Origin of the sequence: Colwellia sp. PAMC 20917 (assembly GCF_001767295.1) — a bacterium.
GTDB lineage: Bacteria > Pseudomonadota > Gammaproteobacteria > Enterobacterales > Alteromonadaceae > Colwellia_A.
Genome location: NZ_CP014944.1, coordinates 1156562 through 1181516, shown reverse-complemented (window position 1 = coordinate 1181516; position 24955 = coordinate 1156562). Strand labels below are relative to the sequence as shown.

The following is a 24955-nucleotide window of genomic DNA, read 5'->3' as shown; positions in this document are numbered from 1 at the left end:
ACGTTGCTATGTCTCTTAAGTGCTGTGAGTTCAAGCCTTTGTTCTCAAGATGGCATTATTGCAACAGCTTGTTGCAATATTTAATTGGTCAACAATCTGTTGACCAATTGAGTGGTTAGTTCCATTTTGGAACATATGGTCTATGACCGCAAAGTGGCATTAGTGACGGTTAAACCCAACCCCTCAAGAAGCTTATTTTTTAGCACTAATATTTATCAGTGCTAATGTTCCCTTGGTGCGCTTAGCTACCAGTTGTTCATTAGGTCAAATGATAGCCAATTGCGGACATTAGCCTTTGCAAATTCAGGAGCATATTTAGGGCAATATTAGCCAAGATTTTCTGCTCACTTGTGGGGCTGGTTTAAGACTTGCAAAAGACGTTAGACATAACAGTGTTCTAGCTTCCGCTTAGCGTAAAAGAGACATTAGCAATTACAGCTAATGGACAGATTCGATTAGATCTTGTATCGATAATGCCGCGTCCGACTGCATGCGATTTGTTACACATTTTATCTTCAAACAGTCATCATGATTTAGATTTAAGTAAATCACGTATTTCCGTTAGCAACATCTCCTCCTTAGAAGGAGGGCTGGGAGTTTCAGGCGCTTCCTCTTCTTTTTTCTTTAGTTTATTGATTCCTATAACAACCATAAATATTACAAATGCAATGATAGTGAAATCAACAATGGTTTGAATAAATGCTCCGTAACTTATCACCACTGCTGGCGCTTCGCCTACAGCCTCCTTGATGACAATTGCTAAATCAGAAAAGTTTACGCCACCTAATAGCACGCCAATCGGAGGCATAATAACCCCAGAAACCAATGCTGTGATGATTTTCCCGAACGCCACCCCAATAACGATTCCGGCCGCCATGTCGACGACATTTCCCTTCACCGCAAATTTTTTGAAATCCTTAATCATGCTCATAGCCTTGTCTCTCTGGTTCATTGATAGTGGCAGTTATATTAGCGCTTTGTGCTTTCTATTCCCTAACCTTTTTTACTGCTAGCTAAGTCATACCAACGTCGTAAACTGCAAACGCGAAGCGCTCCGCCTTGTTAGGTAATTGTCTCGATTTTCGATGTGCAATTAGGACATATCATCGCTTTTTTATGAATTTCTGAAAAGCACATTGGGCAATCCTTGGTTTTGTTGAATATATCTCTTTCTTCTTTTCTATTGATTCTATTAATTGCTTTTATCAATATAAATGTAATCCAGGAGACAATAAGAAAGCTAAAAACACTGTTAATAAAAAGACCATAGCTAAGGGTTACAGCGCCATCTTTGTTGGCTTGGTCTAGGCTCAAATATGGCGTTCCAACTGCCCCTTCTTTTAAAACGAGAAACAAGTCAACAGTATCCACACCACTTGATAGCAAACCTATAATTGGTGCAATAATATTAGCAACTAAGCTAGAAGCAATCGTAGCAAATGCACCGCCAATAACGATACCAATCGCCATATCCATTACATTGCCTTTAAGCGCAAACTCTTTATATTCATCAAGTATCTTTTTCATGTTTGATCTCTAATTATTGTACCAAAGCCCCGCTAAGGAGAAATTTGTAGTTGGGTAAAATGTTGAACGGAGCGAAAACAGCCAACTGCAAATTTTCACTCTTGAGCGACTTATTAAGCCCGTTTAACCAATGCAAATTTACCTTTACCCCTCTGTCCGCACATAAGGTTACAGAAAAAGCTAAACCAACACCTAAGCAAATCTATATAACTATAGCCATAAAGGAAATGAGATTTAGCTGAATTCTAGCTTAATTACTATATTATATTCTTCCTGAATATCCATATGTGACCAATTTTCCATAGGCTTATAAGGCCTAATAATGACTTACAGGGAAATCACCTAACCAATCAAAATTAGAATTTAAAGCGAACTTCTGCAAGTTAAACGTTTTATTTTTAGCGCATGTGTAGCATTTTCTATGTATAAATTAATTACTTAAATAATATTACTAAAATGTCGCAAAATGCACAAAACGGTCCTAATTTCGCTTTGAATTCACCACAATAAATAGTCTTCTTTGCCAGTCAGATTATTCGATTAATCGGTAATATTTATAGTCAAACAATGCATATTTATATATGTGGATAACTATATCTTATCCTTTTAATATTGAGTCAGATTGTATTAGAGCCTTCTTCAGTTAGCCAATTGCCGACATTAGCTTTTGAGTTGCTAACGGCAGTTCAGAGCCTAAAGCTGTCAAAAATGTTGACTAATACTCACCTCAATTTAAGTCGGCTTAGAGTCATAATACGAAATTATTACAATTATACGCTCCGACCATTATTTTCGATTTTAGTGAATGCAATTAAACGTAAAGAGTAACATTACCAAGGCAATCACCTTGCTCATTGGTAATTCATTATGTGAAACAGATTAAAGACAAGCGAAGCTTAATACTTTGGATGATTTCATGATCTCTGACACTCAATCACATCACTCATAACAGTTATCTTTGGCCACGATTTTGTAATCAGGACAGTTATATTCTCTGATTCATTTATTGTTAATGTCCACTTTAGGGAATATTTTTCATATATTTAGTAGCTAAACTGAATTATTCCAAATAAGTCTTAATATACTCAGTATATTGTGATAAATTTATGTATTGAATTATTTTATCTATGGATTTCAATGAATAAAGCAATATTTCTGGTGATGTTAACTGCCCTGATTAGCTGTAAAAGCACAACAGAATCGAAAACCTCTTATACTCCCGATTTTTCTTTATTTCTGTCAAATGAGATGATAGCTAAAGCAAACTCTGATTTTGATACGTTATATGATGTCTGGTTAAAAAAGCTATTTTATCAGAGTAAAAATCAACTATATAAAAGGGGACATGAGTCGGTCTGGGGAGCGAATGATCTGCATTTTCGTGAAGGGTTTACGAAGTTTTGTGAAAAAGCTGGTTATGAAATCTGGGCAAACAACCACGAAATAGGTTTTACAGATTATTACTGTAGTAATAAACAAGGAGAAACCCAAGCGAAGATTTCTATCACACCTGGTTCTTATTATTATTTTTCGAATACATACTTTGTTAATAGGGGCATTAGTGAAAAACTGAGAAAAATAAGAGTGTCTAAGTTTTCTTTGAGTAAAAACTTAAATGGTCCTACTGGCTGGCTTCACTGGTCCAATGGAAAAAAGCTAAGGTTTATAAGAATTGGTCATTTTAACTCACAATTCAATTCATTTGTTGGATTGCATGATGAGGATGGTCATATAATAAAACAGTACTTTTTAAGTGACGTCAGGAAAATGGACCATACAAGTTATTCTGATTACGACTACACACTTACTGATGGTACCGTTTTATCAAAAGATGTTGATCCTCAATATTATTCTGTTGGAATTAAAGCAGAAAAAGGTAGGAACATTTTAGAACTATTTGTAGTGTTACACCCTTTGACTCAAGAACCTTACACATTAATAGCCAGTTCTCCTTATCGTATAGTTATTGATGAATACTCAACTTGGAAAACTAAGCCTCTAAATAAAATAACATCCAAATTAGATTCAACCATTGTCAACATAGTTGCTAAAGAGACTCGAGCTAAAATTGATTTATTATTGAAAGCTTCGCATGATGAAGGATGGGATGTATTGATACCAACGAATGGAGTGAAAATTTCTCAACACGTATCTAATCAGATATCAAATAAATTCTTATATCCTTGTAGTGGTGTCAGACTGTCCATTTCTAAAGGAATAGGCAATGTAGATAGGTATGGAAAATGTTTATTAGCTAAACGTGATAGTAAATTGTTTCATAAAGGTTATGAAATATCATATGAGGCTACGCCCCTTACATACCTCTTCATGCTTGAAGCTATCCGCTCTGACTATAAAGGTTAACGTTCACACCAATTTTTCATAACAAGGGGCTATAGTTGGAGTTTAAGTTTGCGATTGTAGCCATTTTTTTATCGGTAATAATAAGATTGATGCTTAAAAAAATGGTGAGGCATATGAAGGTAAAAATAATCTATGATGATAGTCGTTTGAACTTCCCAAGGGAGAAGTGGTTGAAGTCGTATTCTAAGAATGAATTCCACTGGTTGGTATGAGACCAAAAAAACAAGAGTATTGCGAACCATCAACCGTTTTATCATCAGAATCGAGGTTTCTAAATAGAGGAATCCACGTTTCTTTACCTAGTTCATTCTCACAATAAGTAACAAAGTCTGATATTTTATTTTTTGACAAAAGAATCCTTCCTAAATTTATTCATAAGGTATTTTATATGCTTATAATAATACCATCTCAAGGTATGACTATGTTTAAAATCAATATTTAACAGTGTTGCTTTTTAGAGGCAACATACTTCAATGAATTTAGTATTTGATGAACGATTGATGTTTGAACTTCGCTCTCTGTAAAAGTAGTCCTTATCGCCTCGGAAATCCCGTTAACATTCTGAGAGGAACTATCACTGACAGCTATGAGCTTAAACAAACCCCACAAGTGAGCAGCAAATTTTGGTTAATATTGCCATAAATATGTTCATGAATTTGCAAGGGCTTAATGTCCGAAATTGGCTAGCACTTGTCTTAAAGATCAACTAACTTCTAATGACCGCTTAGTCGGAGAACTTGTCGTTAGTGAAACAAAAGATAAGGTCAGCTAAGTGGAAAGTTAACTTAAGTTATTAGTGGCAAACCTAATGTTATTCAGTGGTCGCAGTAAATGTTATTAGGCGACAGTATCAGATGATAATGACTGGCAGTTCTGATGTAATTGGGTGGCAAAGCTGATGTAATTGTCCAAAGATATGACAGGACGTTAGCATCAATAGCTTTACGAGCTATTTTAGTGTTCATTAGATGTTGAGCTGCTTTCATATTAGTTAAAACTATGTGATATTAAATTTAAATACTATCAAGTTCATTATATGCCGAAGTTTAATTTTAAAAATTTTAACTGTCCAAAATGTGGAAAACACGTAGTTTTAAGAAAATTTATGTTTATAACTCCCGATAGAATATTCGATTGTATGCATTGTTCAACGAAAATAACGATTGAATATCAAATTAGTGAGAGGGGCTTAATATACAGTTCGTTAATTCTTATAGTGCCAACTTTTTTTTATGCAATACTAACTAAAAATTACATTGCATTCATAATTTTGGTGTTTGAATTAATAGCTTTTGGGAGTTACGGTTTTATAAATCAACGTGTTGTTTTATCTAGTGAAAGTAATATTTCAATAAAAAAGAGAACAAACTCTAGATCTGTAAACTCTTAATTTTCACTGAAGGAGTAATTGTAAATTATTGACCTACAAATACATAAGAGCAAACACTTTATGGTATAAATTATTTAAGAACTAGATGAAGCTAAAAGCAGCTTGATTTCGACCATTCTCCTTAGCTCGATACAGCATAGTATCTGCTTCATTAATATCCTGTAAACTGTCAACACCAGCACATTTTGAAACTCCAATACTTAATGTAATCGGAATGGTGATTTCATCATGAATCAATGGTGATTTCTCCATTTGAAAACGTATACGCTCTACTATTACTTTCACCTCTTCTTCGCTAGTATTTGCAATAGCAATTATGAATTCTTCACCACCATACCTAGCAAAGAGATCACCTTCATGAATATTAACTTGAATAGTTTTAGCTATATGCTTAAGTGCTACATCACCTACTAAATGACCATAATTATCATTAATTTTTTTAAAATAATCTGCATCAATCATAATAAAGTAACACTGCTCTTGATTAGATATATTAGATACGTTCTCAAAGAATGCTTTACGATTATATATCCCCGTCAAATAATCAGTTTCCCCCACTTTTTTTAACTCAATTTCTTTAAACCTAAAAACAAGGATTAAAAATGTTACGAGAAGAGAAATATGACAAAAAATAATCCAAAATAAACTTACTGTTTTGATCTGTTCATTCAATGAGTCTGATATAAATTGCATTAGTGCGAAGGAATTTGGTATTAATTTCGGCAATAGAATTGTGCCTAGATAAATGAAATGGCCAAGTAAAATTAATTGTAAGATGCTCGATAAAAAGGTAAGTTCCTCAGTAATTCCAGAAAATCTAACTTTATAGGATATTAGGTAACTCAAATAGGCAAATGGAATTATTCCGATAAAAAACTCATTGTAAGCTACCAGAACAAATGGTTTCACCTCTAAAACTGATAATCCAGCATGAGTCAGAATAGTGAAAATAAGCCAGTATTTTTCAAGCTTTATAAAAGAGCGAATATTCAACAATTCTATGAATGCCCTACAGATTAAATAATAAGATAAAGCAAAGAAAACGTTATTTAAAATATAGTAAATTGTATTTAATAATACAGAGGGAAACATTAAAATTACGAATGTAAAAAATAGAAATAATGAAGATAATGTAAAAGGTTTAATACCTTTGATATGCCGATTTTTTTCATAAAAAAATACGCTGGTAAATAAAAATTGTAATGTTATCAAAATAAAAATTATTTTAACTGTCGTTCCATCAATCATTTTTAACTCTTTGTTAATATTTTATAAGTACTAGCATTCAAATACTCTTAATTTTTACAAACAATTGCTTATTATTTATATTAACTCTCAAAGCGTTAAACAAGCAAACAAAACGACTGCTTTATAAAGAATGTTCAGAGATACCAATAAGATAATAAAAAATTGGGGATAACAATTATAGTCATATGAGTAGACTTTTTTTTAAATGCGTAGGTCTTAATTTCATTTAGGAGCAAGGATACTAATTACCTCGTTTTCAATAAAATTTTAATCGAATCAAAACCACTTATTCTTGAAAGTATTATGACTATCTTATAAGAAAGTAGAACTATATATCCGTAGAGAGCCTCCCCTTGTATGTACCAAGGTCAAATAACGTCTCTTAAAGATAGTGTTCCGAGATGAAACACCACAAGCAGCTTAAACCAGCCCCAAAAATAACGAATTTAGGGTGATATTACCCCAAATATGATCATGGTTACACAAAAGCTCTATGACTATATATGGCTAGCTGTTGCCGTAAACCTCTGTAAATACTTAATGTCAGCAAAGTCGGAAAAGCGCCCGTAAACACAGGTAACGGCATTAAGCATTAGAACGGAAGTTTTAGTCCATTATATTTCTGGCTTTTCAATCGCATTTTCCATGTTTATTAAAGGTTTCGCGCTTGGTAAATACTCAGGGTTAAGCACAAGTTTCCAAACAGCAAGTAACATTCCTAATACGTCCGCAAAAAGCACTTACCTTAGAGGCAAATTGAAGAAGTAATTACTAAGTGGCGTTATCAATCGAAGTGAAGCAGTCAGTGGTAAGTCATATTGAAACGCTAACTTTTACCACTTAGTTCTCAGCTTTTGTGAGCCAAACTCATCCCTCCTGATGGACAGTTTAGAAAAAAGACATTACGAGTTCTGTTTGAATTTTAATCGTTACCCAGCTTTGTTATGCTCTGACTAAGGTCAGCTTAAAGTGCTTTCCATTGAATAGAACATTGTGTTTTTTCAATTAAAACTTATTTAATTATTGACATAAATAAAGTTAATTGAGAATATTAATTTTCAATGGAGTGTGCTATTTACTTGAAATGTAAATAAAAAATCAAAGTGGAATTCCCCCCCCCTTTATTTTTATATATCTCCATATTGTTACACTAATTGATTAGAAGGACTCTAATTTTGTCTCAATTTTTTTCAAATGATTCTTTAAAAATAATATTAACTATATCTTTACTAACTTTAATTCTGCCTGCCTGTGGCGGAGGAGGTGGTTCATCGTCAACCCCATCTACACCTCAGCCAGTGCAGAATCAGTCTCCTTCAGTAAGTGCTGGCGTTAACCAAGCAGTAAATGAAAACACTGAGGTATCTTTGTTAGGCTCAGCTTCAGACTCGGACGGCACTGTTGTTAGTTATAGTTGGGCTCAAAGCAGTGGGACTGACGTAATGTTGAGCACTACTGACTCAGCGAGCACTTCGTTTATAGCGCCGGAAGTTACCAGTAACCAAGTATTTACGTTTACACTAACGGTAACCGACAATGAAGGTGCAACGAAGGCCGCTACCACTACGGTTAATGTTAATAATGTCAATATATTGCCATCAGTAGACGCAGGCGCGGATCAAAGTGCTTTTTTAAATGATGAGATAATGCTCAACGGCATTGGAAGCGATACAGACGGAAGTATCACACAATACCGTTGGATTCAAACGGGTGGTACGAGTGTTACCCTAGCGAATAGTGATACAGCTTCAACTTCTTTTACTCCAAGCAACCTCACCACAGACGAAACGTTAGTTTTTCAATTAACCGTTATTGACAACGATGGCGGAGAAGCATCAGATCCCGTAAGTGTTACTGTTTTTACGGATGCATCACCTGAGTTATCTGCAGATAAAACCCTCTTAGAAGTAGCACAAGTTGGTGGCGGGCGAATAACATTTACTGCCATAGATGACTTGACGCCAGAAAGTGTTTTATACACTAGCTTAGCAATTGAATGCACGCGGGAGCCAAGTGAAACCTTTAGCATTACCATAAACTACAATGAGATATTGTTTACTACGGATGACTCAAAGCCTAATTATGAAGAAGATTGCGTAGCCTCAGTGACCGATACGATTGGGCAAACAGCTAGTGTAACTTTTACCCTGAAAAAACTTGAAGATACGCCCGCCGAGATACTATCATTTGATGGTCCTCTAATATTATTGTCAGGCCAGACAGCTGAAGTAACAGTTATTGGCGATGGCAGTAAAATAGAATTACCACTAGAAGTGACGGACACTAATAACGACCCTGTTGAGGGTATGCTAACCGCTTCTTATGAAAACAATAAAATTACAATCATAACTGCAAACGATGCGATAATCCCTAATGAAGGGCTTGTAATTTACATTGTAGCGAATACAAGGTCTGAGCTAGGGTCAAGAGGAAGAGGTAATGTCCATGGCGTTCGCTTAGTCAAAAGTACAACACCTTATGACAATTTAAATGTGGCTTTTGAAAGAGCTAAAAACGAATTTAAACATTCGCAAGACTATTACCATCTTAAAATGTTTACGCTTGATTATGCACAAAACAATCAACTAATCACTGTGGATGAATACGACGATGAGGTTGCGATAACTTATGCCCCTTCAACACCATATGAGTTCAATCAAGTAGAAAGAGCGTTTAATAATTTAATAAACTACTTACCCCGCGAAGTCACTGACTTAGCCGTCAAACTAAATAATGTTGATCCTAACTTCTATGAGTTTGATTATTTTTATTGGCAAACTGCCGCATTTATTGAACTTTATGGCAAAAGTAATTTTCCAGCGCAACCTGAATACAATAGTAAGAAGTTACTCAGCGACAACAGCTATTCAAACCTTGTAGGTGATACGGCTATCGGAGCTTACGTAGATGATGTTTGGGCGTTTAATACTGGCTATGAATATTTGCAAGCCGTAGTTGATATGAAGTATTGGCTAAATGGAAATGCTGAGTTACAAGCCAGTAGTTCTGTAACGCCAGAGAAAGCGATGCAACTGCGTGACCGCGCTAAAGAAGATAAATTAAAGAGTGGTTTAGCAAATGACGTAAAGCAAGAACGATTAGTTTATCCACTTGGCTTTCGTTCAGAGAAAAAAATTACGCCACCAATTAAGGTAAATAAAAGTTCAGTGATGGCGCAAAGCAGCGAAGATCCAATCTTTAATGATCCCTACTTTAAAGACCAATTATGGATGAAAAATCAACCTACCTATAAAGGCGCGCAAAGCCTGTTAAAGTTAAAGGATACCTTCACTGAAACTCGTACCTCTCGTATTGCCGTTATCGATGGTAACTTTATTCCCACAGATGAAATTAACTTTGTTGAAGGTTTTGATGCCGTTGAAATGGATAATGAGCCATTTGTGACTTTTGATGAAGCTCAAGCGGGTGATTATGCCTTTCATGGCATGGCAGTATCATCAGTTATTGGCGCAATTAGCAATAATAATTACGGCATTGCTGGTGCGTTATCAAACGTAGAAATAGTACCTGTTCGCGTTTTTGAAAATGGGCGATTTGGTAGTGGTCATGATGCCGCTAATGGGATACGTTGGGCTGCTGGCTATAGCTTTGAAGGTTTGCAAGACATTAGTTCACCGGTTGATGTTATCAACCTTTCTTTAGGGGGCGTCGGCGAGTGTAATAGCGATTATCAATCAGCCATTAACTATGCGTTGGCAAAAGGCGTTATTGTCGTTGCCTCGTCAGGCAACGATAGCGATAAAGTTGCCAATGCGCCTGCAAATTGCCATGGTATTGTTGCTGTTGGTGCCAATGATATTAATGGTAACCGAGCTGATTTTAGTAATTACGACATCAATGGCGTTATTGATGCAAGTGCTGTCGGTGTTGAAGTCCCAGTTTTAGATATTGTTATTGGTGATACTGCATTCGAGGAAAACTTTAGTTTGTGGAACGGAACGAGCTTCTCAGGGCCAATCGTAGCTTCAGTATTGGCTTTGATTAAACAAAACTTAGAAGGGGTTCCTACAGCCCTTGCTCAACAACACATTAAAAATAGCTCAGGTGGTTTTAACCGAGAATGTGCTGACTGCGGGCCAGGAGTTGCCAATAGCGACGCCGCGGTGAATTCAGCTATTGCTCAACCGGTAAACGTAACAGCTGAAATTGTCAATAAGTACCACGACTATACTGATGGGTATAAGCAAGGTTACTTGAAAGCGCAAATAGATAATGGAGCTGATGCTTGTAGTTGGTGGGGCGTTACGCTCGATAACGATATTGTGTTTGACGATGAATACGCATTAAAGCTTTCAAGTGGTACCCAGGGCTATTCTTTATCTGGTGTAGATAATCGATTCAATGATGGGGCCCTTGGTGATGTGACGCTGGAGTTATGTAGTGATAGTTCTTGTCTTGCTACGCTAGAAACCATGAACAATCTAACTAAACCTGGAATTTGTCAGTAAATAACCATTAAATGAAAGCAAACTAATAGACGTTTATGTTAATGAAAAACGTCTATTAGTTCATAACTTCATACACAACTATATCAACTAGACAAAATAAGAAGGTAAGCGTAGATTATATTATTTGGTCTACACCAATCATAACCTTGCTGTTTGCTTTGATTCGAGTAAGAGAAAATGAAAATTTTATAGTAATTTTGTTAGTAAATATAGAAGTCGTAATTTGTGATTTTGAGCTTTAATTAAGACGAATATCCCATTTAGAAAGGTTGAAAGCCATAGATAAAATCCACAAAAAAGGGAATAAAATTAAATGATAGTTTATGTTGATATGGATGATGTTCTCTGCGATTACAGCACAAAAATTGAGTTAGCTAAAATTAATAGCCCTGAAATAGAATTCCCCCAGAGCACAGCTAATTTTTTTAGACAGCTAAACCCTATAATCGATGCAATTAGCTCAATTGAGATCTTGAGAGCAACAAGGGGCATTGATTTATATATCCTTACAGCACCTTCGACTAAGAATCCTCTCTCGTATACTGAGAAACGCTTGTGGGTTGAAGATCATTTTGATTATGAGTTTACTAAAAGACTGATTATTTGCAGCAACAAAGGATTATTAAAAGGCGATATACTGATTGATGATCATATAAGTGGTAGAGGGCAAGAAATATTTGAAGGTAAACTCATACACTTTGGTAATTGCGAATTCCCAAATTGGAAGTCTGTAATGAAAAAAATCCTGTGATTGATGAGCTCTACTATTCCTTGGAATTCATAAAGAGTCTAAGTGGTTAGATGCTATTCTTCGTATTACCAATTCTGCTTTACTCTCAAATTCCTCGTTGATTTTATTTATTGCCCGCTTTAGATGTTTAACGTTTATTGTAGTCATGGTTATAATCCTTAGAATATTAAGTAATTTGTATTAGTACCGCTGTATTCTCTAACAAAAACCAAAGTGGGTGATTTGTAAGGGAGATTATTAAGTGACTGTTTCTAAAGGGGGTAGGTGGTTGTCTATCTGTGTTGACTTACGCATTATCTTTTTACTATTTTAAAAGCGTGCGCTGTGTGAATTCTAGTGCATAAATTCTCGCGAAGCAGAAAAGTAGACAAGTTACTGTAGCAAACAGGTATTTGCTACAGTAACTATCGTTTTTATTGGGGTGTGTCATGTGAAGTGCTTTTTTAATATCTAAACTTACAGCCTAATCTTTTTAGACTTATCGCTTCAAAACACAAATGACTTAGCTAGTCAGTGATTGAATGGCTAAGTCATAGATTAAGGTATTACTATTTCTTTTGTTTTTTGAGCTTGAAGGTGGATAGTTTGCCTATTGCTGGTTTTCCTTCACTCCCAAACATTTCGTTAATTTTATTTATTGCCTGTTCTAGCTTTGCAGCTTTAGTTGTATTCATTTCGTAACCCTAGATAAATATAGGCACTGCGGCTGAGTGCTTTTATAGTTTCTAACGAAAAGTGAAACGCGCAACTACTGATGGGGTGGTATAAGCTTTTGTTTTTAAGTTGTTTTGTGTTGCGTGGTTGTCTGTTGTGCGTTTTATTTGCTGTGTTATGGAGAGAATCTAAAAGGTCATGTGTTGTTTATAAATAATATTGTCGTGATTGACTTATATTAACGAAAAGTCGTGGGTTGGAGCATGGGGTCAAGAATGAAAGCGCAGCTTTTTTTTGATGCATTAACCATGGCTATTTAGCAGCGACAACCCAAATAAGGATTAATAATTCATTCATATCAAGGCGTTCAATATGCCAGCCATCAATATCGTCGATTACTCAAGTCAAATGAGTTTGTTGGTAGTATGAATAAAAAAGGGTGTTGCTGAGATAATGCCGTTGCCGAAAGCTTCTTCGGAAGCTTGAAAAAAGAGCGAATTCATTGGCGTAATTATGAAACACGTAATGCAGCACAGCAAGATGTGCTGAATTACATAACCATGTGCTACAACAGCCACCGACTTCATTTATAGCTGGATTATCAAAGTCCTAATGGTTTTGAATCAGTGAATAGTGAATAGAGAATTAGAAATGGTTGCTTAACTAGTGTGACTGAATTTGGTTGACCACGTCAGTCCGTTATTGGGTGATTATCAGCCATATAATCTAAATTACGATTATGTCTTGGCAACTCTTCTCTAAAAGCTCTAATTCCATCTCTAATATATGCTTCTAACGCTTCTCCTTTCAATTCTTCATCATATTCATTTTTACACAAAGAAAGTTGGCTAGGCTTTACAAATGCCTTAATGTTGCTTTGCAATACTACGACAAAGCGATCACCTTCATAAAAATAGGCCCAATACGACTCTTGCCCGTTATTGTATTCATCAACACCCATAACATAAATACCGTAAACTTCAGCACTTGCGACTAAATATGTATCTTCATAGCTTTTCATAAAACACTCCTTTATCATTCTATGTAATTAATGTAACAAGCTAAAAAGCACAATGACAGCTTAATATTAAAGAACTCTCTTTTTATGATTTTTGAATGGATTGAGCACTAACGAAAATATCACGAATAGACTTAAATGAATGATAATTAGCATGAATAATCAAATAAAAAACACAGAGTAATGTACAATATGTACCTAATCACTTATTTGAAAATGACCTCAATATATAGGACATAGCAAGAGATGAATGATGGCAAGCTGACAAAGAACTTTATCGCCTGTGGTAGAAATGCTGAACAAGCCTTAACAAATATGAATAACGATTGGCAATACGACTTCTTTGAGGCTATTTACGTTCCTCACCAACTAGGTTTAAACGTTAGCCAATTGGATATTGATAAACTAAAACGAATTGAAGATGTTAACTTGATCGTTATTGATAATGAAATCGACGCAATTAAACGTCTGATGAAATATATTGACTACCTTAACAAAAATCATGGAGGAGTTGAGGTTATTGGTATAATCATAGTTGATTCAGTTGAATTACCACTTAGTGATGAACTGAACAATTTACACAAGGAATTAAAAACAATAACATCTGCTGCCTTTCTGCATGTAAATCAATGTCAGCCTAAGATGATAGAGTCATTAATAGCTATGTATAACCATGTATCCTGTGGTTTTGCTATTGCATGTGTAGAGTTTTCGGATATCTACAGCTCTCTAGAGGCAGGATATTATTTTGAAGCATCGAAAATTACTGTGACGACAGTAAATGAGCTTCCATTAGCGGTGTTTCAAGTATTCGTTAATATACGTAATGTTTCAATTGAATTGGGTGAGGCCAAAGGATTTTCATTGGTCGTTACTGCAAAAGATGACTTTTCGGTAGATTTATTTGAAGCCTGTAGCGCTATGTTAAAAGGGTGTATCAACAAAGATATTGATTTTGTATTCAATACAAATATACAACCAAGTAATGAATATTCTATTCACCTTGGTGCTGTTTTTAATAAGTCGCATAACAAGAAAATAATGAATAAAAATGAATTATTAGATATCCCCAAATTTCTAAGGTAATTTTAAACGACTCTATTTCATTTAATGCCTGTAAAAAGCAGAACGGGTCTATTCATAATAAAAAGTAGAAAGCCCTATTAACGTTCATTCCCAAGGGAGAAGTGGTTGAAGTCGTATTCTCAGAATGAATTCCACTGGTTGGTATGAGACCAAACCAGCCTCACAACTATATAGTGTATATCGGCTATATACTCTAAATATGATTATGGCTTCACAAAAGCTCAATGGCAGCTATAGGGTGATTGACTGCTAGATATTGTGGTAGGTTCTCGATTTATGACCGCTTATCGCCCCAAAGCTGTCGGTATGCTACTAAAACCTTAGTTCTTTGTGGCAAAAGTGAGCATTAGCAGTGTTCAACTTATACAAAGTGACAGCTTTAATAAGGCCGAAATATTGTGGCATAGTTAAATGTAATTGGTAGGCTTAGGTAAATGCAATTAAGTGGTTCTGCTTCTAGATATTTTCCACCAATTGGCTGTAATCGCTTATGGCTAGTTGTTGTCGTAAACTTCTGCAAATACCTAATGTCATCAAAGTCGGAGAACTTATTGTTAGTGAAACAAAAGCTAAGGTCAGCTAGTGGAAAGTTAACTTAATTTATTGGTGGCAAACCTAATGAAATTCAGTGGTCACAGTAAATGATATTTGGTGGCAGTTTTAGACGATAATGACTGGCTCCTCTGATGTAATTGAGTGGCAGAACTGTTGTAATTATCCATCTGATCACATGATGTGATATTTTTAGCACTATGAATGTGAAATTTTGAGTAATTATCATTTATCTTAAAATCACAATGTATCTCTTGATTTATACCTTATATTTCAAAAATCTAAAACTTTACATGTTGTATTAAACCAAAATATCTTTAGAAAAACGTCCCTTTGAGATTCATGTATAAGATAACTATTTTGTAATTGAAAACTGTTCCCAAAGTTGCGCGCTTATTATTTTAATTTAAGTTAAAAATTCATTTACAGACAGAGTTTTTAGCATGTCACTAATTTCTACCATTATTGCCGGTGTATCATTTATTTATATGGTGAAGGCTTTCACCTGGTCAGGCTTCGAAGAAAATATCTAGACTGAATGTGAAAGCCGAGAGCAAAATAATCTCCCTAAATGGTATCTGTTTATTTACGAACAAAATAAAACTTTAGATTAATATTAAAAAATACTAAATTAATCATTTACATAAAGATATTATTTAATGATTATAAACACAAAAGTAAATATAGTTTTTATTCGTGATCAACATTCAGTGCCACAATTAAATTTTATGGAACATAATAAAAGCATAATTTTATAAAACGATAATAATACATTTAACATAAAAGGAATTTCAATGGTTTACAGCTATTTATTTGAAGCGAAATCTATTCAAACGTACCTGTTTAAAACAGGGAAAGTGAAAGATATTATTGCCACTAGTGAACGTTTAGACTTGCTTGTCGACGACAAAGAAGAAAGCTTGTTATTTAAGGTAATTAAAGCAGCCAAGTTAACTTCAGATCTTCTTATCAGTAAGGACGAACAACTCGATAATGATATTAACTTTATACGTTGCAAAGGCGGTGCTTTTTATTGTTACAGCACTAATAAAGCCTCATTAGTTAAACTTAGAAGTTTGTGGACATTGGCTGTTCAACAAATGTTTCCCTCTCTCGAATTTACTGATGCTTTAATTTCGGCTAATACATTACAAACGGCTATCCAAAACGGCCATAAACAATTAGCAGCAGACAGGAACACCCCAACAGTTAAGTTCCCTATAGCTACTAGCATATCTGAACGTTCTAGCCGAACGGGATCTGCGGCAACGCCAATGTCTAAAGTTGTAAAGTATGAAAGTATCCAAGATGAGAGTGGTGAATATGAAAAGATAGATATAGACACTGATTTTCATCGTCAAGCTTATAGCAATTTAGCGATGAAAGACGGTGCTGCACTACAAGATAAGTTTACCCCTGAAAACCTTAAAACGAATAAAGGTGCACCCCGCAAAGTTAATTACCCAGTTGACTTAGAAAATGATTTTCAATTTATAGCTAAAAGCGCGATTAAAAAATCAGATAAAGAAGCAATTAAAGACATTGCACTCATTCATATAGATGGTAATGGCTTAGGACTCTTATTACGAGCACTACAAGGGGCATTGAAAAATGCAACTGATGAACAGTTTTGTCGTGCATTCCGTCAATTTTCTGAAGCACTTGCAAAGGCAACTCAACATGCTGCGCAACAAGCAACGCAAGAGTTATACAATGTTGCTAATTACCAATTAGATGGCAGCAGTAAAGTATACTTACCTATGCGACCGCTTGTTCTCGGTGGCGATGATGTAACTTTATTATGCCGAGCTGATCTAGCATTGAAATATAGCTCTACGTTTTGTAAAGCATTTAAAGAGTCCTCACAAAAAGAGTTAGCACAGTTGTATAAAGAACATTTACTTAATGCAGAAAAAATTAAACCGTATTTAACCGCAAGTGGTGGGATTTTATATCACAAGGCAAGCCACCCTTTTGTAAATAGCCATCATTTAGTGGAAGGTTTGTGTGCTAAAGCTAAAAAGCTAACTAAGGATCTTGACCCTAACATTGGTCCTGCGGCATTAGCCTTTTTCAGGTTATCTAATTCAGTCACTGGTGATATCGAAACACTCTGTCGCCAAAGTCAGGTTTTTAATGTTAAAGACGTACATGGTGAGTCGTTACTAAGTTTAGGCGTTAACGCTTATGTTGTTGACCAAAATGCCAGCCATCAAAGTTTAGACAATCTATTCGAATGTATAAAACTCTCCAATAAAGAAAAAACAGCGGTTTCCATGACCAAGTGGCGTCAAATGGCCACCGAACTCGCATTAGGAGACAAAGTCGAAGCAGATAGAATTTATGCTCGTGCAATGTCACTTTGTGAAAATAAAGCAGGTTCAGAACAAGTAAAACAATTACAGAAATTATCTGGAGACAATACGGATAATACTCAATGGTACTGGTCAGTAACTAATCAAGAATCACCATATCTCCAGTCGGCTATTAGTGACATGTTAATAGTAGATCACTTTTCTATAGTTAACGCTGAAGAACACAGTAATGCAAGCACTAAGGAAACCGCATAATGATTTTTAATATGAAATTTAATATTCAAAGCTACTGGCACATTGGCTCAGGCCAAGAAGGTGGTGCTTATGCCGATGCTTTAGTGCTTAAAAACAGCGATTATTTACCTTATTTACCAGGTAAAAGTATAAAAGGCCTACTGCGCGATGCATTTTCTCGAGCTGAAAAAAACAACTGGTTTAGTGATTTTAGCCATGAGAATGACAAAAACACCGAAACATTAGTCGATGTGTTATTTGGTAATGAAGGTAAAGCCGGAACGTCAGAGCAAGGCGCATTGCAAATAAGTAGTGGTGTTTTATCGTCACAAGAAATTAACTATTTAATAAAAACCCCCCAAGCAAAATCTAAGCTCTATAAAGTAACCTATGCTACCGCTATAAACGATGAAACCGGTGTTGCTGAAAATACCAGCTTACGCAGCATGGAAGTTTGTGTACCAATGGTATTAACCACACAAGTGTCAGTAAATACATGTCATATAGGCTACTTAAATAATAAAGACGTACTTGATGAGAAGCTCACCTTGTGGTTAACACAAGTTGTTAGTTTTATTACAGAAATAGGTGCTAAGCGTCATAGAGGTTTAGGTAAAGTGATTGTTAACGTGAAGCAGGAACAATAAATGCGTATCTATTATACATTAACCACCATAGACCCCATTATTGTTAGTCAAAATAATGCAGCAACAGCTAATCATGAATGTTTAGACTATATACCTGGTAGTGCTATTTTAGGTGCTTTTGCAGCTCAGTATTATTCAAAGCTTTCGGCAACCCAAAGTTGGCAAGCATTTCACTCTGGGGAAGTAAAGTTTAGTCCTTGTTACCCGTTGGTAAATAATGAAATGGCTTTGCCTACACCAGCGAGTTGGAATGTTTCTAAAGCTCAAAGTGACAATCTTATTCATAAAGATAAATACAACACCACTATATTAACTAATCATAGTGCGGCTAACTTTAGCCGAGATGAAAGTATTCAATATAAGCAATGCCGAACAGGATTTGTAAACAGTAACGGAAATGTTGCTAATGTAAAAATGGGTAATAGCACGAAAACGGCATTAAATAGTCAAACAGGTAGTGCGAAAGAAGGACAGCTATTTACTTACAGCTTTATTGAATCGGGTCAAACATTTGCCGGTTGGGTAGACCTTAATGACAGCGATATCGAAATCAATAACGCAGTGAAGACCTTACTTGTGAGTAATATTCGTATTGGTCGTTCACGCAATACTGAATTTGGTCGCGTAAAATTAAATATGGTAGAAACCCCTGCTACACAGAAGATTGCCAACAATTCAAATGAACTTGTTTTATGGTGTATAAGTGACAGTGAATTCTTTAATGATGTTGGTTTACCGACATTAACGCCAGCAGGTAAAAACATTCATCCCGCGTTAGAAGGAGCAACGTTAATTAGCGATAAAAGCTTTATTCGCAGTATCAAGGTAAATCGCTTTAATCAAAAACGACAAGGGCTAGATACTGAACAAATATTAATAGCTAAAGGTAGCGTTCTAACATACAAACTTACTAGCAAGTTAAGCCAAGAAGTATTAAATGATATTGATGCCAATTGTGTGGGCATTAACCAGCAATATGGTTTAGGTTGGTTGAGTGTGAACCCATCATGGTCGTTAGAAGGAGCAATAACTGATAGTGCTTTATTTACTTCTTTACCAATAAAAATAAATGATACATCAGGACAAACGCCAACCAGCAATAATAGCCCTTTATTAAAATGGCTATCATCACAAGTAAGTAAACAAGAACGAACTGATACATTACAAAAAAATGTCAACGAGTTAATCCAAAATATTGTCCACTTATACCAAAGTGCCAGAAAATATCATCACATATTGAACAGCAACGAGGCAGGGCCATCATCAACACAATGGCGCAGAATCAGTGAAGAAGTGCGTGTAAATAACGACAAATGGCAGCAAGGCGTTTTTGAGAGTGAACAAGCAATATGTAAAGCTAAAAATGATGAGTTAGGTTGGGGTATAACACTAGCAAAGAATACCGGACAGACCACGTTTGCTGATGAGGTCCATTCGTTAATAGGAAAGCAAGATATTGCCACCATGCGTTTATTATTAGAGCAGTTATGCCGATTCGACTTATCTAAATATAAACAATTAAAAGAAATATCTAAAGAATACAATGCGAAAACCAGCGAAAAAGGGAGTTACGCACATGGGTAAAGTTTATTTAACGCGTTTAATTATAGAAACACAAAGCCCTATGGCCATTAATACGGGTAACCGAGAAGTCGGTTTTGACAGTCAACTTGCCAGAGATGCCAATAACCTGCCTTATATACCCGCAACAAGTATTGCGGGTGTATGGAAACACTTAGCAAAAGAATGTTTCGATAAAGAAAACCTTGATAAGAAAAGCATTGATAACTGGTTTGGCTATGCTGGCAATAAAAGTCAATCATCAACGTTAACAATAAGTAGTGGAATATTGCACAACAGTAAAAACAAACCTGTTCAAGGCCTGTTAACTCCCGAAGAAATTAATCAAGACACTCTGTTAAGCATGTTGGTTCAAGCTCGACCTCATCATAGAGAACGGGTGAGTATTAATGACAGAGGCGTAGCGAAAAATACAGGTAAGTTTGACCAAATTTTATTACCTTCAGGCGTACGCTTTTGTATTGATATAAAGTTTTATGACGACAAGTTATCTAGTAACGCAATCACACTAGAATGGCAGGCCTTATTAAACTGTTGGCAAAACCCCTTGTTCGCATTAGGTGCAAGTACGCGCAATGGTCTAGGTAAAATAAAAGTTATTGGCAGCAATGTTGAAATTATTGACTTAAATGACGCTTCTGGTGCTGTTAAAAAAATGAATAATCATGCCTTATTAGAAAATATACCTAGTAAGAACAATATTAATTTTGTAGCTGAACAACAACTATTTGCCCAATTACCTTTAAAGGCGCTCGATAATTGGCGCGCCGGTGCAGGCTCTCAATTATTAGGGAAATATAATAAAGGTGAAGCAGATAAAAGCATTTCTATGATCACCTACAGTGAACCAAAAGTAGAATGGGCTAATGTATCAGGGAAAAACCATGCAATAATATCAGCCCCGAAACCTGTACTATGTGGTAGTAGCATAAAAGGCATTCTAGCCCACCGAATTGCGTTCCACTGGCGACGTCATGAAGCTTTATTAGGTAAAGAAAGCATGTGGGCGGAAGACATGGAAACAGCAACGCATAAACAATGGGAAACACGTCCTGAAGGTTTGAAAGCATTATTAGGCTTTGCTGATGATAATGATCATGATAACAGCCTTGCAGGAAGCTTATATGTAGATGATTGCGGAATCAGCTTTAATGATACGACTATTCGTCATCACAATAGTATTGACCGATTTACTGGCGGTGTTAGAAAAGGCGCACTTTACAGCGAAGAGCTTTTATATCAGCCTGAATTTACCTTATCGCTAAATATCAAAAATGATACCGTGTTATCGCCCTCATTAAAACAAGCACTAAGTGATACCTTGGAAGACCTAAAACTAGGTTTATTACCTATGGGAGCAGGAAGTGGCAGAGGCACAAGCTTAGTGATGGCAAATCTAGAAAAACCATGGCTGGTAAATTTAGATATAATAAAAACAGAAAATAGCTATTCAGTAACTGAACAAACACAAGGAGCAAACTCATGAGCCTAAGTGAATCAATAACGCAGTACAATGAACTTAAAACTGATATCTCTGAGTTAGAACTGCCTAACGTGTCTTCAGCAAAGTTAACCATGCATGCAAGCATGGTGTGCCTAAGCGAATTAATGCAAGCTATTGAAAAATTCTCAGCTACCCAAGGCTGGGTGCAATACACAGATGAACTGGTTGTTTCAGCCCAAGTACCTAGCAAGCCTTACATAATAGAAGCGCAATATTGTAATGCTAAAAACCATAGCTTGCATATTAAATTGCAGCAGGGGGATATCTACCAGTTGAGTACTTTTATTGTTGAAGAAAGCAATAACGAAAAGCAAAGCGAGAGTCAATTTTTTACCGAACAAAAGCTTATTGTTCGCAAAAACCTTAAAGAGCAGGCGGTAAGTGCAAATTATCGTTTATGGTGGAAGCTTGAAAACGAAGGCGTTAATGAAGGACGATGGTTGTCTATATGCCAACAGTTTTTAGGGTTTAATACTTTAAATAACGATATTAAGGAAGGAAAATAATGAGCCAAGTTCACACTCCCTATCACTTCGTTCCATTATCAAAATGGATTTACATGCCAGATTGGGCGCATCTGGTGAGCCATGACGTACCTTTTAAAGATGGAATTTCAGGCGTTATTGATTATACCTTAACCAATGCAACCCCGTTATGTGTAGGTGGCGAGCAAAAAAAAATTGATGGTCAGCCATCATTAGTGCAATGGGCAAAAGATCCAAAGGGTAATCCTGTTATTCCTGGTTCAAGTTTAAAGGGCATGATCAGAAACGTACTAGAAATTGCCTCCTTCGGTAAGTTTTCAGGAATTGATGAAAGTCATTTTTCTTATCGTGACGTATCAAGCAAAAGCCATTATTTAACTAATGTGATACAAAACAAAGTTGTTTTACCTGCATGGTTAAAATTTAATACCACAAATAGTAGCTGGGAATTAACTACTTGCCAATTAGCTAAAGTAAAGCATAGTAAGTTAAAGGTGACGTTAGGTAAAACAATTAAAAATGACGATAGTGCCATTGTTAAATATAAAAAATTACCACTGTCTCAGCCTGTTAATATTACGACTTATATAAAAGAAGGAAAGCAAGGCAGAGTTACTTGGGTTGAAGATATCAGCTCAGCAGGACACGAAGCACACCTTGTTTTTTGTAATAATCGCATAAAAGGAATGGGTCAAAGTAAACCTGATGATTATGAATTTAGTTACTGTTTTTACGGTGAAGAAAAAACAGTCTCCGCTTCAAGTGACGACATTAATGATAAGGCCAACAAAATGTTTATCAGTCATGGCGAGGAGCAAATTCAGTATTTAGTAAACAATCAGTCTAAAAAAGGTATCCCAGTATTTGCATTGTTTGACAAAGGTCAAAACCAATTGCATTCACTCGGTTTGGCAAAAATGCCTAGAGTACTTTATAACCATTCAGCTGCAGACCTAGCAACAATTCAGCAAACAAAGGCTCGTACCAGTGGCAATTATTTTGATATGTCTGAACTCATGTTCGGTACCTTAAGAGAGCAAGGCTTTAGCTTAAAAAGTCGTGTTGCTTTTAGTGATGCGGCAGTCATTAAAAATCAAGGTATAAAAGTTTCAAACTCTGTAACCCTTAATGGGCCAAAAGCAACCTTTAGAGGTGCATATATAGAGCAAACTAACAAAACCGAATATACTGATTATGACGATGGAAGCGCTAAGCTTTCAGGTTGGAAACGTTATGTGACTCAAACTAAATTTAAGGAAAATCAAACGGATAATAAAAATTTAAAAGTTAAAAGCCAATTAGAACTTTTAAATGTTAATAGTCGATTTTCAGGAAAAATATTTTTTCATAACTTAAAGCATGAAGAATTAGGTGCTTTACTTTGGAGTCTATCTTTAGGTAAAAAAGCAGAAGCTACTAATCAATATCATGGCTTAGGCCACGGCAAGCCTTTAGGTGCTGGCGCTGTACAACTGGTAGTGGATAACTTATCAATTAAAGCAAATGATGCTGTAAATATGGTAAGTGGCGGTACTGATGATTATATTCAGCAATTTATTGATCATATGAACGATCAACATTCTTCAGACGATAGTGGCTGGAGTGAAAGTGTACAACTACAAAACTTCTTAGCTATGACAAATATGGCAGAAAATAAAGATCGAGATTTGAGTTATATGCCACTCGGTGATTATAGGGATGTAAAAAGTGATAAAGCCTCATTACCCCCGATGACATATTTAGGTAAAGCTATTAACCGTCGTGATGGTAAAGCATCTACAGGTTCATTAAGTTTCGCAAAAGGGCGTTTAGCTGAGTTGTGTTTAACCGAAATTACTGACGATACTTGGATTAATATCGAGAAACAAAAACAAGTAAAATTAAAACAGTCATTTGATTTTGAGAATGAACAAAAACTAAAAGCAATACATGAAGCTAAACTAGTAGAGCAAATGGCAAATATGCCAGAAGACATGAAAAAAGTAATGCAACTTAAACTTGAGTTAACCAAAGCGATTACTGTTGAAGAAAAACAAGAGTTTAATGTGTCCATCGAAACAATGCTTAATGACTTTATCGAAACTAAAATTTCAAAGGACGCTGCGCAAGAGCTATACAACATAGCAAGCCATAAGAAAGTGTGTGAATACTTAAATATTAAAAATAAGAAAAAGCTAACCCCTCGTAAAGAGAAAATAACGTCATTAGTCCAAGTGTATAAATTAACGGTAAAAAGTTGATGCAAGCACTAACCTTACTCGCCCAACAATGCGACTTGCTTAAACTGCGCATTTATATTCAGTTTAAGCAAAGTACTGTTTTACCCGCTTTTAAAGGCTCAATGTTACATGGTTGGTTAGGGCATGCAGTAAAGCATATTGATGAACGTGCTTTTTTTGCTTTATACGGTGAGCACGACAACCAGCAACCTAAGCCCTATATTATATGCCCTAATGAAGACCACAAAACGCACTGGCAAGCAAAAGAAGTTTATTACTTCGATATTGTCCTTATTGGACAGATAACACAACTAGCACCTACGGTTTTTAAGGCGCTTGAGTATGGACAAAAGTTAGGTTTTGGCTCTCAAAAAACACCTTTTTCTTTGATCAGCGTTAGCTCATTATTACCGGGAAAAATCAAAGCGGGCATTCATATAACGAGTTTGCTTGATTGGTTAACTATTAGCCCCGACGCTTTTGAACAACGAGAACTAGCGGTTAACTTTATTACGCCTGTTCGTTTAAAATTTCACGGGAAAATACTACAAAACCAAGCGCCTAACCTACCCCTACTACTAAAGCAAATATCTCGTCGCTTTAGTCAACTTTGCCAGTTTTGGGTTTGCGATGAACCAGAACTTCTTAGAGCACTTTATCAAGAACTACCCGTATTAGGTGAGCATGAACAAAGTGACCATATTTACTTTGAAAACTGGGAACGTTTTTCGTTAAAAGAACAAAGACAACTCCCGTTTGGTGGGTTAAAAGGCCAGGTCAGTTATTATGGTGAAATAGCACAAGCCTTACCATGGTTACAAATAGGTGAGCAGTTAAGTATTGGTGGAAAAACAACTTTCGGTTTAGGCAAGTACCAGTTAATCGAATAAATTGTTTTATAATTAATGGAA

Annotated in this window: 16 protein-coding genes and 1 pseudogene; 12 read left to right on the top strand and 5 right to left on the bottom strand. The window is 35.7% G+C overall.

What is annotated here, in order from left to right:
* Positions 1 to 526: 526 nt before the first annotated feature.
* On the bottom strand, positions 527 to 931 hold the full coding sequence (mscL, locus tag A3Q34_RS05010) for a large-conductance mechanosensitive channel protein MscL (protein WP_070377011.1): 405 nt from the start codon (positions 929 to 931) through the stop codon (positions 527 to 529).
* 131 nt (positions 932 to 1062) lie between these two features.
* Positions 1063 to 1527 carry a large conductance mechanosensitive channel protein MscL gene (mscL, locus tag A3Q34_RS05005; RefSeq protein ID WP_070374361.1) on the bottom strand — a complete coding sequence of 155 codons (465 nt, stop codon included), beginning with the start codon at positions 1525 to 1527 and terminating at the stop codon, positions 1063 to 1065.
* A 1137-nt stretch (positions 1528 to 2664) separates the two neighbouring features.
* Here mscL (A3Q34_RS05005) and A3Q34_RS04995 point away from each other — a divergent pair.
* Positions 2665 to 3891 (top strand): hypothetical protein, encoded by a 1227-nt coding sequence (locus A3Q34_RS04995; RefSeq protein WP_070374359.1) that lies wholly within the window; start codon positions 2665 to 2667, stop codon positions 3889 to 3891.
* A 1471-nt stretch (positions 3892 to 5362) separates the two neighbouring features.
* Here the strand turns inward: A3Q34_RS04995 and A3Q34_RS04990 are convergent.
* Complete coding sequence (locus tag A3Q34_RS04990) at positions 5363 to 6529, bottom strand: GGDEF domain-containing protein (RefSeq protein ID WP_070374358.1); 1167 nt, start codon at positions 6527 to 6529, stop codon at positions 5363 to 5365.
* Positions 6530 to 7704: 1175 nt separating this feature from the next.
* Here A3Q34_RS04990 and A3Q34_RS04985 point away from each other — a divergent pair.
* Both A3Q34_RS04985 and A3Q34_RS04980 read left to right on the top strand, forming a co-directional pair.
* A complete protein-coding gene (locus tag A3Q34_RS04985) occupies positions 7705 to 10998 on the top strand; it encodes a PKD domain-containing protein (protein ID WP_070374357.1) in 3294 nt (1097 codons plus the stop codon).
* A gap of 313 nt (positions 10999 to 11311) precedes the next feature.
* Positions 11312 to 11749, top strand: coding sequence for a 5' nucleotidase, NT5C type (locus A3Q34_RS04980; protein WP_070374356.1), 438 nt, complete (start codon positions 11312 to 11314; stop codon positions 11747 to 11749).
* 548 nt (positions 11750 to 12297) lie between these two features.
* Here A3Q34_RS04980 and A3Q34_RS21050 read toward each other — a convergent pair.
* Positions 12298 to 12423, bottom strand: a complete 126-nt coding sequence (locus A3Q34_RS21050) for a hypothetical protein (protein ID WP_259368086.1) — start codon at positions 12421 to 12423, stop codon at positions 12298 to 12300.
* A gap of 201 nt (positions 12424 to 12624) precedes the next feature.
* Here A3Q34_RS21050 and A3Q34_RS19995 point away from each other — a divergent pair.
* Positions 12625 to 12996 (top strand): annotated as a pseudogene (locus A3Q34_RS19995) (DDE-type integrase/transposase/recombinase); the annotation flags it as partial.
* 98 nt (positions 12997 to 13094) lie between these two features.
* Here A3Q34_RS19995 and A3Q34_RS04975 read toward each other — a convergent pair.
* Positions 13095 to 13424 (bottom strand): hypothetical protein, encoded by a 330-nt coding sequence (locus tag A3Q34_RS04975; RefSeq protein WP_070374355.1) that lies wholly within the window; start codon positions 13422 to 13424, stop codon positions 13095 to 13097.
* Between the two features lie 243 nt (positions 13425 to 13667).
* Between A3Q34_RS04975 and A3Q34_RS04970 the strand changes: the two genes are divergently transcribed.
* The 8 genes from A3Q34_RS04970 to cas6 all read left to right on the top strand — a co-directional run bounded on the left by A3Q34_RS04970 (position 13668) and on the right by cas6 (position 24934).
* Positions 13668 to 14507 (top strand): hypothetical protein, encoded by an 840-nt coding sequence (locus A3Q34_RS04970; RefSeq protein ID WP_070374354.1) that lies wholly within the window; start codon positions 13668 to 13670, stop codon positions 14505 to 14507.
* A gap of 1346 nt (positions 14508 to 15853) precedes the next feature.
* Positions 15854 to 17629 carry a Cas10/Cmr2 second palm domain-containing protein gene (locus tag A3Q34_RS04965; RefSeq protein WP_070374353.1) on the top strand — a complete coding sequence of 592 codons (1776 nt, stop codon included), beginning with the start codon at positions 15854 to 15856 and terminating at the stop codon, positions 17627 to 17629.
* Positions 17630 to 17640: 11 nt separating this feature from the next.
* Entirely contained in the window at positions 17641 to 18255 is a 615-nt protein-coding gene (locus A3Q34_RS04960) for an RAMP superfamily CRISPR-associated protein (RefSeq protein ID WP_197517660.1), read from the top strand.
* The gene (locus A3Q34_RS04955; RefSeq protein ID WP_070374351.1) at positions 18256 to 19839 is read left to right on the top strand and encodes a hypothetical protein; all 1584 of its coding nucleotides are present in this window, start codon (positions 18256 to 18258) and stop codon (positions 19837 to 19839) included.
* Positions 19832 to 21322 carry an RAMP superfamily CRISPR-associated protein gene (locus A3Q34_RS04950; RefSeq protein ID WP_070374350.1) on the top strand — a complete coding sequence of 497 codons (1491 nt, stop codon included), beginning with the start codon at positions 19832 to 19834 and terminating at the stop codon, positions 21320 to 21322. Before A3Q34_RS04955 ends, A3Q34_RS04950 begins: the two co-directional genes overlap by 8 nt.
* A complete protein-coding gene (locus A3Q34_RS04945; protein ID WP_070374349.1) occupies positions 21319 to 21846 on the top strand; it encodes a hypothetical protein in 528 nt (175 codons plus the stop codon). Before A3Q34_RS04950 ends, A3Q34_RS04945 begins: the two co-directional genes overlap by 4 nt.
* Complete coding sequence (locus tag A3Q34_RS04940) at positions 21846 to 24065, top strand: TIGR03986 family type III CRISPR-associated RAMP protein (protein ID WP_070374348.1); 2220 nt, start codon at positions 21846 to 21848, stop codon at positions 24063 to 24065. The genes A3Q34_RS04945 and A3Q34_RS04940 overlap by 1 nt, the downstream gene beginning before the upstream one ends.
* Positions 24065 to 24934, top strand: coding sequence for a CRISPR system precrRNA processing endoribonuclease RAMP protein Cas6 (cas6, locus tag A3Q34_RS04935; RefSeq protein ID WP_070374347.1), 870 nt, complete (start codon positions 24065 to 24067; stop codon positions 24932 to 24934). Before A3Q34_RS04940 ends, cas6 begins: the two co-directional genes overlap by 1 nt.
* Positions 24935 to 24955 lie beyond the last annotated feature (21 nt).